We start from the raw sequence: 11,361 nt of genomic DNA, 5'->3' as shown, positions 1-11,361 counted from the left end.
GATCAGATCCCAGGGGTGAAGTTGCTCGACCACGTCTGCAGGTCCGCGACCATGCTGTCCCACAGACCTGTGACGAGGAGCAGGCCGACCGCGACGAGCATCCCGCCGCCGATCCGCATGACCCACGCGTAGTGCCGCTTGACCCAGCCGAACGCGCCCAGCGCCCGCCGGAACGCCACGGCCGCCAGGACGAACGGCACGCCCAGCCCCGCACAGTAGGCGACGGTCAGCAGCGCGCCGCGGCCGGCGCTGGCCTGCTGCGAGGACAGGGAGAGCACGGCGCCGAGCGTCGGCCCGATGCACGGCGTCCAGCCGAGCCCGAAGAGGACGCCCAGCAGCGGCGCGCCCACCAGGCCCATGGTGGGCCGGGTGTGGAAGCGGAATTCGCGCTGGCCGAAGAGGTTGAAGGCCCCCATGAAGCCGAGGCCGAGCAGGATCGTCACGCCGCCCAGGACCATGGAGATCGTCTTCTTGTGGGCGAGCAGCGTCTCGCCGAAGAAGCCGAAGAGGGCGCCGAAGGAGACGAAGACGGCGGTGAAGCCGAGGACGAAGAGCGAGGTGCCCAGGGCCATCCGGCCGCGCTTGGCCTCGGCCATGTCGGCGCCGCTGACGCCGGTGACGTAGGAGAGGTAGCCGGGGACGAGCGGCAGCACGCACGGCGAGAAGAAGGAGACCAGCCCGCCGAGCACCGCCACGGGCAGGGCCAGGAGCAGGGCGCCGGTCTCGACGGTGTGGTTCACGTCGCCCACGGCGGCCAGGGTGATCGTGGCGGTCACCGGGGTCACTTCTCCGCGACCAGCGGGTCGAGCGTCTTGCGCAGCTCTTCCTCGGTCAGCGCCTTCAGGGCCCGGGCGGCGATCTTCCCGTCCCGGTCGATGAAGACCGTCGAGGGGATGGCCTGCGGGTTGAGGCTGCCCTTGGGGAAGCGCAGCAGCAGCTTGCCGGAGGAGTCGTACAGGCTCGGGTACGGAACCTCGAACTCCTTCTCGAACTTCAGGCCGGGGGCGGGGTCGGGGTCACGGGTGTCGAGCCCGACGAACTGCACGCCCTTGTCCTTGTAGTCGTTGGCGACCTTGACGAGGTTGGGCGCCTCGGCACGGCAGGGCGAGCACCACGAGCCCCAGACGTTCAGGACGACGATCTTGCCCTTGTAGGCGTCGGCGACGTCGAGCTGCTTGCCCTCCAGGGTCTTGCCCGAGAGGTCGGGCGCGTCCTGCCGGTCCCCGCGCTCCTTGACCACGCTCACCCCGCCCGTGCCCTGCACGAACTGGGTCTGCCCCCCGCTGCCGGAGGTCTTGCCGGAACCGCAGGCGCTGAGCGTCAGCGCCGCCATGACGGCGACGGCGGCGGCCGGCAGGGTGGTACGACGGCGTGAAAGTGGGCGTCGAAGGGCGCGGCAGGCACTCATGTGAAAAGTTTCGCATGGGCGGTTTGGGGATCTTCCGCACCCCCCTCGGTCCGCTTCGGCCCCTTGCCCCGCACGGATCCCGGCGGGCCCGCCGTTCTCAGTCGGCCTTGGCGCTCCATTTCTCGCCCACCTCGAGCCGGCGCAGCTTCTTCAGCACCGCCGGGCTCTGCACGTCGAGCCAGTCGACGAATTGCCGGAAGGACACCACGCGGACGTCGCGCCGCTTGTCGTCGGCCATGTATTTGAACGCCTCCTCCACGGCGTCCATGTAAATCCCGCCGTTCCATTCCTCGAAGTGATTCCCCACGAAGAACGGCGCCCGGTTGGTCTCGTAGGCCCGGTCGAAGCCGGCGATGTACGACTCGGTGGCCTGCTTTCGCCAGGCGGGGTAGTTGTACGAGGCTCCCCGCGTCGTGTTCTTCGACTGGTTGGCGAGGATGTTGTAGTCCATCGAGAGGACTTCGAAAGAGTGACCCGGGAAGGGCATCTGCTGCAGCGGAAGGTCCCAGATCCCGTGTTTCTTTCCGGGCCACACCTGCGTGCCGCCGGCGGAACTCGCGTCGTAGCGCCAGCCGAGTTTCGCGGCGGTCGGCAGCAGATTGTCCTGGCCGAGCAGGCAGGGGGTGCGGGCGCCGACGAGTTCCTTGCGGTAGTCGAAGGGCAGCGGCTCGAGGTCGGTGAATCCGGTGTGCGTCCGCCAGCGGGTGACGAAGGAGACGGCCTGGTCGATCTCGGATTCCCAGTCCGCGGGCGTCCAGTGGGCGACCGACCCGTTCCCGGAGCAGAAGTGCCCGTTGAAGTGGGTGCCGACCTCGTGGCCCTCGAGCCAGGCCTGGCGCAGGCAGGTGAGCGTGGTCCTGATGTGCCCGTCGGTCAGATAGCCGATGTCGGACGCGCCCCGGGGATTGTTCGGCGGGTCGTAGAGGTCCTTCTTGGACTCGGGCACGAGGTAGATCCCGGAGAGGAAGAACGTCATCTTCGCGTCGTACTCCCGGGCCAGCTTCAGGAAGCGGGGGAAGAGGCCGTTGCCGACCTCGCCCGCCCCGTCCCAGGAGAAGATCACGAACTGCGGGGGCTTCTGGCCGGGCTCCAGCGGCACCGGATTGGGGGGCTGGTGGGGCTGCTTGCCCGCGTCGGCCGTGGAGCCGTCGCCGAGGGGCCGGGCCTTGGCGGCCGGCTTGGCGGCGGGGTCCCCCTGCTTCGGGCCCGGCCCGGCGGCCGGGCCCGATCCGGAGCCCGAAGAGCAGGCCGCGACGGTGCCCAGTGCGGCGGCCGCTCCCACCCCCAGTTCGAGGAGACCTCGTCGGCTGATGTCGCGCATGTCGTCTCCGTCCAGATCGATGCGCCCCAATACCATATGTCGTCCATATAAATGGACATTGGGTATGAGGGCGCGCCGAACTACGACGGTTGCGCTCTTTTACTCGCCTTTAGGGGTGTATCGCAGTGCGGCCCTGACCGAGCGCCAGGGCGCACACGCCCGCGCTCAGGCCCCGAAGGCCTTCGCGCCGCCCTTGACCGGCTTGGCACCCGCCAGCAGGTGCGCCGGAACGAGATCCCGCGCGGGCTCGCTGTAGCCCACCGAAACGATCCTGTCCCCCCGGTAGGTGAACGTCGTCAGGCTCGCCAGCGTGCACTGCCGCTTGCGCGGGTCGTGCCACAGCCGGCGCTTCTCCACGAAGCTCCGCACGATCCAGATCGGCAGCTGATGGCTCACCAGCACGGCCTCGTGACCGCGCGCCGCGTCCTTCGCCGCGTCCAGCGCGCCCATCATCCGCACCACCTGCTCGACGTAGGGCTCACCCCACGACGGCCGGAAGGGGTTCGTCAGGTGCTTCCAGTTCGCCGGCTTGCGCAGCGCCCCGTCGCCCACCCCGAAGGTCTTGCCCTCGAAGACGTTCGCCGCCTCGATCAGCCGCTCGTCCGTCGCCAGGTCCAGCCCGTGCGCCTTGGCGACCGGCGTCGCCGTCTCCTGCGCCCGCTCCAGCGGGGAGGCCACGACGTACGTCACGTCCCGGTCCGCCAGGTGCTCCGCCACCCGGTCCGCCATCCGCCGGCCCAGGTCCGACAGGTGGTAGCCCGACCGCCGCCCGTACAGCACGCCGTCCGGGTTGTGGACCTCGCCGTGGCGCATCAGGTGGACGACGGTGATGTCGTCCTGCTTCTTCTGCGAGCTCACTTACTTCCCCTCCTCGGTCGCCTCGGCCGCCGCGCGCGCCGCCGCCGGCAGCGCCGCCGCGATCCGCTCCACCGCCGCCGCGTCGTGCGCCGTCGAGACGAACCACGACTCGAACGCCGACGGCGGCAGGTACACGCCCTGCGACAGCATCGAGTGGAAGAAGGCGTTGAAGCGGAACGACTCCTGCGCCTTCGCGTCGTCGTAGTTCCTCACCTCACGCCCCGTGAAGAACACCGAGAACATGTTGCTCGCCGTCTGCAGACGGTGCGCCACGCCCTGCTTGGTCAGCGCCTCGCCGACCAGCCCGCTGATCTCGGCGGACACCGCGTCCACCTTCTCGTACGCCGCGTCGTCCAACAGCCGCAGCTGCGCCAGGCCCGCCGCGGTCGCCACCGGGTTACCCGAGAGCGTGCCGGCCTGGTAGACCGGGCCGGCCGGGGCCAGGTGGGCCATCACGTCGGCACGGCCGCCGAAGGCCGCCGCCGGGAAGCCGCCGCCCATGACCTTGCCGAACGTCATCAGGTCCGGCTTGACGCCGTCGATGCCGTACCAGCCCGCCTTGCTCGTGCGGAAGCCGGTCATCACCTCGTCGGAGATGAACAGCGCGCCGTTCTTGGCGCAGGCGTCCCGCAGCCCCTCGTTGAAGCCCGGCAGCGGCGGGACCACGCCCATGTTGCCCGGCGACGCCTCGGTGATCACACAGGCGATCTCACCCGGGTGGGCGTGGAAGGCGGCGTGCACCGCCTCCAGGTCGTTGTACGGCAGCACGATGGTGTCCCCGGCCTGCGCGCCCGTGACGCCCGGCGTGTCCGGCAGGCCGAACGTGGCCAGCCCGGAGCCGGCCGCGGCCAGCAGCGCGTCGACGTGGCCGTGGTAGCAGCCCGCGAACTTGATCACCTTGGCCCGGCCGGTGAAGCCGCGCGCCAGCCGGATCGCCGACATCGTCGCCTCGGTGCCCGAGGACACCAGGCGCACCTGCTCGACCGGCTCGATCCGGGCGACGATCTCCTCGGCCAGCGCCACCTCGCCCTCGCCGGGCGTACCGAAGGAGGTGCCCCGCGCGACGGCCTCCTGCACCGCGGCGATCACCTCGGGGTGGGAATGGCCGAGAATCATCGGCCCCCATGAACACACGAGGTCCACATATTCCCGGCCATCCGCGTCCGTCAGGTACGGACCGGTGCCGGAAACCATGAACCGGGGCGTACCGCCCACGGCGCGGAACGCCCGGACCGGAGAGTTCACGCCACCGGGCGTCACGACCGCCGCACGGTCGAAGAGCGTCTGCGAGACTGGGGCACTGTATGGGTAGCTCACGCTAGCCATGGTCTCAGAGCGTTCCGGCCCGTCGCGTCCGGGCGTTTCGCACGGCGCCCACGGGGGAGGTCTCTGAGACGATGATCTGGTTGCGCGGCGGGGGCTGTGCTGCGTAAAAAAGCGGTCGGGTGGAGATATGCATCGCGGTGGCGGACTGGGCGAGGGCACCGATGACCTGGGGCCCGAGCGAGCCCAGCGCGCGCAGCGGGGCCGGCACCGCCGCGAAGGGCACCACCAGGAGCACATCGAGCACAGCACGGGAAGCAGGAGTGGCCGAGTGGGGGTGACCTACAAATACTTCGGGGCCCCCAACGGCGCGACCGCGGCCAGGGTTCCCATCTCCATGCGCCCCGAGGAGCTCGGCGGCGACGAGCTGGGCATGGGCGGCATGTTCACCAAGATCAAGCCGGAGACGGTGGCCGCCATGGTCCTCACCGGCATCGAGGGCATACCCCTGCACAAGGTTCCCCCGCTCGAACTGGTGGTTCTCCATCCCGACTATGCCGTGGTCAAGCTCCCCATGACCGTGGTCGACCCGCTGCGCGGCATTGGCGAGGAATCGGTGGGCGCGGCGGCGTTCATCTGGTCCACGGTCCCCGACCGCGGCGGCCCCCGGGACGCCTTCTCGGTCTACCGGCTGCTCCACGAATGGCAGGACTTCTCCCATCGCCTGCACGAGGCGGGACACCAGCCGTACTGCCTGGTGTGGCCGTAGGAACCATCCGAAACCACCCCATCGGCGACGGCGGACCTAGCCTTCCCCCATGCTGATCGCCCGCTCCACCGCCCTCTTCCTCCTCGCCGCCCTCCTCGAGATCGGCGGCGCCTGGCTCGTCTGGCAGGGCGTCCGCGAGCACCGCGGATGGGCCTGGATCGGCGCCGGGATCATCGCCCTGGGCGCGTACGGCTTCGTCGCCACCCTCCAGCCGGACGCACACTTCGGCCGGATCCTCGCCGCGTACGGCGGCGTCTTCGTCGCCGGCTCACTCGCCTGGGGCATGGCCGCCGACGGCTACCGCCCCGACCGCTACGACATCGCCGGCGCCCTGATCTGCCTGGCCGGCGTGGCCGTGATCATGTACGCACCACGCGGCCGCTGACCCCGCCCACGACCCGGCCTATGCTGCGCAGAGACCACGCCAGCCCCAGGAGGCCCACCATGCGAACCCGCACCGCAGCCCCCACCGCCGTCATCACCGGCGCGAGCAGCGGCATCGGCGCCGCCACCGCCCGCCGCCTGGCCGCCGCCGGCTACCGCGTCGTACTCACCGCCCGCCGCGAGGACCGCCTCGACGCCCTCGCCGGGGAACTCACCGCCGCCGGCCACGAGGCCGTCCCCTACGTCCTCGACGTCACCGACCGCGCCGCCGTCATGACCTTCGCCGTCTTCCTCGACGAGTACGGCCCCATCGACGTCCTGGTCAACAACGCCGGCGGCGCCATCGGCAGCGAGACCGTCGCCACCGCCGACCCCGCCGACTGGCGCACGATGTACGACGTCAACGTCCTGGGCACCCTCAACATGACCCAGGCCCTGCTCCCCCGCCTCGTCCAGGCCGAGGGCACCCTGATCGTCCTGTCCTCCACCGCCGGCCTCGCCACCTACGAGGGCGGCGGCGGCTACGTCGCCGCCAAGCACGGCGCCCACGTCATCGCCGAGACCCTCCGCCTGGAGCTGTGCGGCAAGCCCGTGCGCGTCGTCGAGATCGCCCCCGGCATGGTGCGCACCGACGAATTCGCCCTCACCCGCTACCGCGGCGACCAGGACAAGGCCGACGCCGTCTACGCGGGCGTGCCCGACCCCCTCACCGCCGACGACGTCGCCGAGACCATCACCTGGGCCGTCTCCCGCCCCCCGCACGTCAACATCGACCTGCTCGTCGTCCGCCCCCGCGCCCAGGCGTCGAACTACAAGGTCCACCGCGAGGGCTGACCCCGGCCGGGGCCACGGTCGCAGGACCCTGGACCCATGCGCGGATGATCTTGAAGCGCTACCGTCGTACGCGCAGCCGCCCCGGCACCGGGGCGGCCCGTACGAAACAGGGGGAGCCCCATGCGCGTCATCGCCTTCGACCACCTCGTCCTCAACGTCTCCGACATCGAGCGATCCCTGGCCTTCTACACCGGCCCGCTCGGCCTGGAGCCGGTCCGCGTGGACGAATGGCGCGCGGGGAAGGTCTCCTTCCCCTCGGTCCGGGTCAACCCCTCCACGATCATCGACCTCTTCGCCCGCGAGCGCGGCGAGTCCAACGTCGACCACATCTGCCTCACCGTCGAGCCCCTGGACTGGGAGGAGGTCGTCGCCTCCGGCACCTTCACCGTCGTCGACGGCCCCGGCCCCCGCTTCGGCGCCCGCGGCACCGCCCAGTCCCTCTACGTCCTCGACCCGGACGGCAACACGGTCGAGCTCCGCTGGTACGCCGAGGACCGCGAGCAGGGCGCGTAAGCGGAAGCAGCGCGTTTACGCGCGTTGCGCGCTCGCCAGTTCGAGTGACACCCTGCCGTTTCGAATAATCGAGCGGCAGGGTCGGCCGACGATCGAGCCATGACCTTCATGGACCTCGAAGATCCGCGCTACGCGTACATGTTCGGCTTCCTGCAGGCCGACGGTCACATGCACGAAGGGACTCGGCAGCGGGGGCGGCTCACGGTCGAGATCAGCTACCGCGACATCGACATACTCCGTGCCTTTCAGGAGCTGTGCCCGTACAACAGCACCATCAGCGAGCGCACGAGGGCGACCAACTTCTCCGAGAGCCACCGATCCGCGAGCTGGACCGTGTGCTCGCTGGAAGCGAGAAACCGCCTCGCGGAGCTCGGCCTCCCCTACGGCAAGAAGTCCACGCGCATCACACCGCCACGCGTCCCCTTCTCGAAGGCGGACTACCTCCGCGGCGTCATCGATGCCGACGGATCAGTCGGCATCACGGCCACGGGGCTGCCATTCGTCAGCCTCACCACGGCAAGCACCGCAATCGCCACGTACCTGTGCCGGTTCACCAAGCTGACCTTCGGCATCCAGCGGCGAGCAGGGCGTAACACCCGCGACCATGTGTACAACATCATGTACATGCGCGAGGCAGGCGTCACGCTCGCCGACCACCTCTACTACCCCGGCAGCCTTGCCCTCGAGCGCAAGCGCACGGCCGCCGCCGAAGTCGCCGCATGGGTCCGTCCCCCGCACATGGGCCCCGCACGAGGCCGCCGCCCGTGGACACAGCAGGAAGACCACATCCTGCTGGCCGCTCCTACGCTCGCCCAGGCGGCGGAGCGACTCGGCAGATCCCAGAGCTCCTGCCAAGTACGCCGCTGGCGTCTGCGCCAAGGCCAGCCACTGCCGGACTGATCCGCCGACCGGGCCTCAGCCCTTCACGCAGACGACCTGCTTGAGCTTCGCCACGACCTCGACCAGATCCCGCTGCTGCTCCATGACCTGCTCGATGGGCTTGTAGGCGGCCGGGATCTCGTCGACCACGCCGCGGTCCTTGCGGCACTCGACGCCCTGCGTCTGCTCCGCCAGATCCCGCTCGGAAAACATCTTCTTCGCCTTGTTGCGGCTCATCCGGCGGCCGGCGCCGTGCGAGGCGGAGTTGAACGAGTCCGCGTTGCCCAGGCCGCGGACGATGTACGAGCCGGTGCCCATCGAGCCCGGGATGATGCCGTACTCGCCGCCGCCCGCGCGGATCGCGCCCTTGCGGGTGACCAGCAGGTCCACGCCCTCGTAGCGCTCCTCCGCCACGTAGTTGTGGTGGCAGGAGATGACCTGCCCAAAGGTCACCTTGGCCTTCTTGAACTCCCTGCGCAGCACGTCCTGGGAGAGAGCCATCATGATCTCGCGGTTGTGCCGTGCGTACTCCTGCGCCCAGAACAGGTCGTGCCGGTAGGCGGCCATCTGAGGCGTGTCGGCAATGAAGACGGCGAGATCACGGTCGACCAGGTTCTGGTTGTGGGAGAGCTTCCGCGCTTCACCGATGTGGTACTCGGCCAGCTCCTTGCCGATGTTGCGCGACCCGGAGTGAAGCATGATCCAGACCGAATTATCCGAATCGAGGCAAAGCTCCCAAAAGTGATTTCCTCCGCCGAGCGATCCCATCTGCTTCAGCGCCCGGCTCTGACGGAATTTGACCGCCTCCGCGACCCCGTCGAACCGCCCCCAGAAGTCGTCCCACCCGGCCGTCGGCAGTCCGTGCAGCCGGCGCGGGTCCACCGGGTCGTCGTGCATCGAGAAGCCGACCGGGATCGCCTCCTCGATCTTCGACCGCAGCCGCGAGAGATCACCCGGCAGGTCGTTCGCCGTCAGCGAGGTCTTCACCGCCGACATGCCGCAGCCGATGTCGACGCCGACCGCCGCCGGGCAGACGGCGCCGCGCATCGCGATCACCGAGCCGACCGTGGCGCCCTTGCCGAAGTGGACGTCCGGCATCACGGCGAGGCCCTGGATCCAGGGCAGGGTGGAGACGTTCCGCAGCTGCTGCATGGCTACGGCCTCGACCGTGGCGGGGTCCGCCCACATGCGGATCGGTACGCGGGCGCCGGGTACCTCGGTGTACGACATAACTTCCTCATTCCCCCGAAAAGTCTACAAAGCGCAAAAGCCGGACGTAAGTGCTCGTCCAGGACACTGGGACGGCAGACTCGGCGGCGCGTGCGGTACACATTGTCTCCAGCCGCCGCCCAACGGCGGCAACCAAATATTCGGGCGAAGGGAGCCACGGACAGTGCAGCGGAGGGCGTACGCACCGGTAGCCGCACTGGCCGCGGCGGTGCTGTCGGCCGCGCTCGCCGGGTGCGGCGGGGGCGGCGGAGCCGGCGGCAAGGGCATCGACGCGAAGGCGGGACAGGCGGGCTCGGCGGTGCCCGCGGGGCCGCCCGGGAAGTACCACAGCCTGCCGGAGCCGTGCGGCTACGTCAGCGCGGAGACGGTGCGGCGGATGCTGCCCGGCGCGGGCGACGGCGACGAGCAGGAGGCGGAGCGGCTCCTGCGCGGGACGGCCGCGATCACCTATGACACCGACCGCCGGGTCGGCTGCCGCTGGAAGCTGGAGACGCCCAACGGCACCCGGCACCTGACGGTCGACTTCGAGCGCGTGGTGTCGTACCAGCCGGGCGTGAGCGACGAGGCCCGGGCGGAGCAGCTGTACGAGCGCCAGGCGACGGCCGCGCGCATCCCCTCGGCCGCGCCGTCGGCGAAGTCGTCCGGCTCGCCCTCGCCGGGCGCGAGCGCGAGTGCGAGCGCGAGCTCCAAGAGCGATCCGGGCCCGGGCCCGCAGCTGGCGGAGGCGTCGGCGGCCCCGTCGTCGGCGAACGCGTCCGCCTCGGCGGACCCCCGGCTGGCGCCGCGGGTGCTGGACGACCTGGGGGACGACGCGTTCGTCAACGATGTGCTGGCGACGACGAGCTCGGGCGTGCACCGGGACGTGACGGTGGTCTTCCGGTCGTCGAACGTGCTGGTCACGATCGCGTACGACCAGTGGACGACGGACAAGCAGCACGTGCCCACCAGCCAGGATCTGCAGGGCAAGGCCCAGGGCCTGGCCCGCGAGCTGGATGCGGGGCACTTCGGCAATTAGCCCCCTCGACAGGGCTCGCGTTCGGCCATGGCCGGGCGTGGGCCGCGTACCGTGCCGGTAGGCACCGTCAGGCGCCCCCGTCACCTCTGACCGAATGAGCGAAGGACCCATGCACCGACGTACAGCCCCGCGACTCGCCCGAATCCTCGCCTGCGCCGCAGTACCGGTGATGCTCGTCGCCACCGGCTGCTCCTCGGACGACGATTCGGGGTCGAAGAAGGAATCGGGCAAGCCCACGCAGTCGGCCCAGCCGAACGCCACTCCGACGATGAAGGCGGCGGCGTACGCCAAGCTGCCGGAGGTCTGCAAGACGGTCACGGAGAAGACGGTCGACAAGCTGGTGCCGAAGGCGGAGAAGAAGGAGGGCAAGGCCCTTCCCGCGACCGACACCAACGACTCGGCCAGCTGCATCTGGAGCGGTCTGGACGACGAGGACGTCAAGGACATGCAGTTCCGCACGATGACCGTTTCGCTGAAGCGGTTCGTCTCGGACCCGACGCTGGGTACGGGCGAGAAGCGTGCGGCGGACTTCGTGGCGAAGCAGACGACGGCCGCGAGCACGGCGGACGGCGCGAAGGACGCGAAGACGGACAAGGCCTCGGGCATCGGTGACGAGGCGAACGTGGTGACCGCGGATTCGAAGAAGGGCGACAACGACTTCAAGAACGCGACCGTCGTCGCGCGGACCAAGAACGTGGTCATCACCGTGAAGTACAGCGGTGCCGGCTACGAGGGCGCGAAGTCGCCGAGCGCGGACGACATCAAGAAGGGCGCGCAGGAGGCGGCCAAGGAGGTCGTCACCTCGGTGGGCGACGCCAACAAGAAGTAGCCGCCGGCGAGCGGACGCGCGAAAAGGGCCGCCGCCCGGTGATGATCACCGGGCGGCG

General features: G+C 70.0%; 13 protein-coding genes. 7 read left to right on the top strand and 6 right to left on the bottom strand.

Going from position 1 to position 11,361, the window contains the following annotated elements; genetic code table 11:
• Window positions 1–2: 2 nt before the first annotated feature.
• From IE295_RS26285 to hemL, 5 genes are all read right to left on the bottom strand, one after another.
• Entirely contained in the window at window positions 3–776 is a 774-nt protein-coding gene (locus tag IE295_RS26285) for a cytochrome c biogenesis CcdA family protein (RefSeq protein WP_190066268.1), read from the bottom strand.
• A 5-nt stretch (window positions 777–781) separates the two neighbouring features.
• A complete protein-coding gene (locus IE295_RS26280) occupies window positions 782–1,408 on the bottom strand; it encodes a TlpA family protein disulfide reductase (RefSeq protein WP_190066267.1) in 627 nt (208 codons plus the stop codon).
• Between the two features lie 97 nt (window positions 1,409–1,505).
• Complete coding sequence (locus IE295_RS26275; protein ID WP_190066266.1) at window positions 1,506–2,729, bottom strand: polysaccharide deacetylase family protein; 1,224 nt, start codon at window positions 2,727–2,729, stop codon at window positions 1,506–1,508.
• Window positions 2,730–2,894: 165 nt separating this feature from the next.
• The gene (locus IE295_RS26270) at window positions 2,895–3,542 is read right to left on the bottom strand and encodes a histidine phosphatase family protein (protein WP_190066415.1); all 648 of its coding nucleotides are present in this window, start codon (window positions 3,540–3,542) and stop codon (window positions 2,895–2,897) included.
• A gap of 45 nt (window positions 3,543–3,587) precedes the next feature.
• A complete protein-coding gene (gene hemL, locus IE295_RS26265) occupies window positions 3,588–4,913 on the bottom strand; it encodes a glutamate-1-semialdehyde 2,1-aminomutase (protein ID WP_190066265.1) in 1,326 nt (441 codons plus the stop codon).
• A gap of 127 nt (window positions 4,914–5,040) precedes the next feature.
• On the opposite strand from hemL, the gene IE295_RS26260 reads away from it, so the two are divergent.
• The 5 genes from IE295_RS26260 to IE295_RS26240 all read left to right on the top strand — a co-directional run bounded on the left by IE295_RS26260 (window position 5,041) and on the right by IE295_RS26240 (window position 8,250).
• Window positions 5,041–5,619 (top strand): hypothetical protein, encoded by a 579-nt coding sequence (locus IE295_RS26260; RefSeq protein WP_190066264.1) that lies wholly within the window; start codon window positions 5,041–5,043, stop codon window positions 5,617–5,619.
• Window positions 5,620–5,668: 49 nt separating this feature from the next.
• Window positions 5,669–6,004, top strand: a complete 336-nt coding sequence (locus IE295_RS26255) for a YnfA family protein (protein ID WP_190066263.1) — start codon at window positions 5,669–5,671, stop codon at window positions 6,002–6,004.
• A 59-nt stretch (window positions 6,005–6,063) separates the two neighbouring features.
• Window positions 6,064–6,837: an SDR family NAD(P)-dependent oxidoreductase gene (locus IE295_RS26250; RefSeq protein ID WP_190066262.1), complete on the top strand. Its 774-nt coding sequence runs from the start codon at window positions 6,064–6,066 to the stop codon at window positions 6,835–6,837.
• A 120-nt stretch (window positions 6,838–6,957) separates the two neighbouring features.
• On the top strand, window positions 6,958–7,350 hold the full coding sequence (locus IE295_RS26245; protein WP_190066261.1) for a VOC family protein: 393 nt from the start codon (window positions 6,958–6,960) through the stop codon (window positions 7,348–7,350).
• A gap of 99 nt (window positions 7,351–7,449) precedes the next feature.
• Window positions 7,450–8,250 (top strand): LAGLIDADG family homing endonuclease, encoded by an 801-nt coding sequence (locus IE295_RS26240; RefSeq protein ID WP_190066260.1) that lies wholly within the window; start codon window positions 7,450–7,452, stop codon window positions 8,248–8,250.
• A gap of 15 nt (window positions 8,251–8,265) precedes the next feature.
• On the opposite strand, the gene IE295_RS26235 is transcribed toward IE295_RS26240, so the two are convergent.
• Window positions 8,266–9,459: an RtcB family protein gene (locus IE295_RS26235; RefSeq protein WP_190066259.1), complete on the bottom strand. Its 1,194-nt coding sequence runs from the start codon at window positions 9,457–9,459 to the stop codon at window positions 8,266–8,268.
• 163 nt (window positions 9,460–9,622) lie between these two features.
• Between IE295_RS26235 and IE295_RS26230 the strand changes: the two genes are divergently transcribed.
• Window positions 9,623–10,474 carry a hypothetical protein gene (locus tag IE295_RS26230; protein ID WP_190066258.1) on the top strand — a complete coding sequence of 284 codons (852 nt, stop codon included), beginning with the start codon at window positions 9,623–9,625 and terminating at the stop codon, window positions 10,472–10,474.
• 109 nt (window positions 10,475–10,583) lie between these two features.
• The gene (locus IE295_RS26225) at window positions 10,584–11,303 is read left to right on the top strand and encodes a hypothetical protein (protein WP_190066257.1); all 720 of its coding nucleotides are present in this window, start codon (window positions 10,584–10,586) and stop codon (window positions 11,301–11,303) included.
• Window positions 11,304–11,361: the final 58 nt, after the last annotated feature.

The organism is Streptomyces griseocarneus (genome assembly GCF_014655595.1).
GTDB classification, from domain to species: domain Bacteria; phylum Actinomycetota; class Actinomycetes; order Streptomycetales; family Streptomycetaceae; genus Streptomyces; species Streptomyces griseocarneus.
Note: the sequence above shows the minus strand (reverse complement) of the source record. Positions and strands in the feature narration are given on the sequence as shown.

Excerpts from the sequence above, each read along its gene's own strand:
- IE295_RS26280 (WP_190066267.1), bottom strand. The coding sequence starts at position 1,408 with ATGAGTGCCTGCCGCGCCCTTCGACGCCCACTTTCACGCCGTCGTACC.
- IE295_RS26275 (WP_190066266.1), bottom strand. The coding sequence starts at position 2,729 with ATGCGCGACATCAGCCGACGAGGTCTCCTCGAACTGGGGGTGGGAGCG.
- IE295_RS26270 (WP_190066415.1), bottom strand. The coding sequence starts at position 3,542 with ATGCGCCACGGCGAGGTCCACAACCCGGACGGCGTGCTGTACGGGCGG.
- hemL (WP_190066265.1), bottom strand. The coding sequence starts at position 4,913 with ATGGCTAGCGTGAGCTACCCATACAGTGCCCCAGTCTCGCAGACGCTC.
- IE295_RS26260 (WP_190066264.1), top strand. The coding sequence starts at position 5,041 with ATGCATCGCGGTGGCGGACTGGGCGAGGGCACCGATGACCTGGGGCCC.
- IE295_RS26255 (WP_190066263.1), top strand. The coding sequence starts at position 5,669 with ATGCTGATCGCCCGCTCCACCGCCCTCTTCCTCCTCGCCGCCCTCCTC.
- IE295_RS26250 (WP_190066262.1), top strand. The coding sequence starts at position 6,064 with ATGCGAACCCGCACCGCAGCCCCCACCGCCGTCATCACCGGCGCGAGC.
- IE295_RS26245 (WP_190066261.1), top strand. The coding sequence starts at position 6,958 with ATGCGCGTCATCGCCTTCGACCACCTCGTCCTCAACGTCTCCGACATC.
- IE295_RS26240 (WP_190066260.1), top strand. The coding sequence starts at position 7,450 with ATGACCTTCATGGACCTCGAAGATCCGCGCTACGCGTACATGTTCGGC.
- IE295_RS26235 (WP_190066259.1), bottom strand. The coding sequence starts at position 9,459 with ATGTCGTACACCGAGGTACCCGGCGCCCGCGTACCGATCCGCATGTGG.
- IE295_RS26225 (WP_190066257.1), top strand. The coding sequence starts at position 10,584 with ATGCACCGACGTACAGCCCCGCGACTCGCCCGAATCCTCGCCTGCGCC.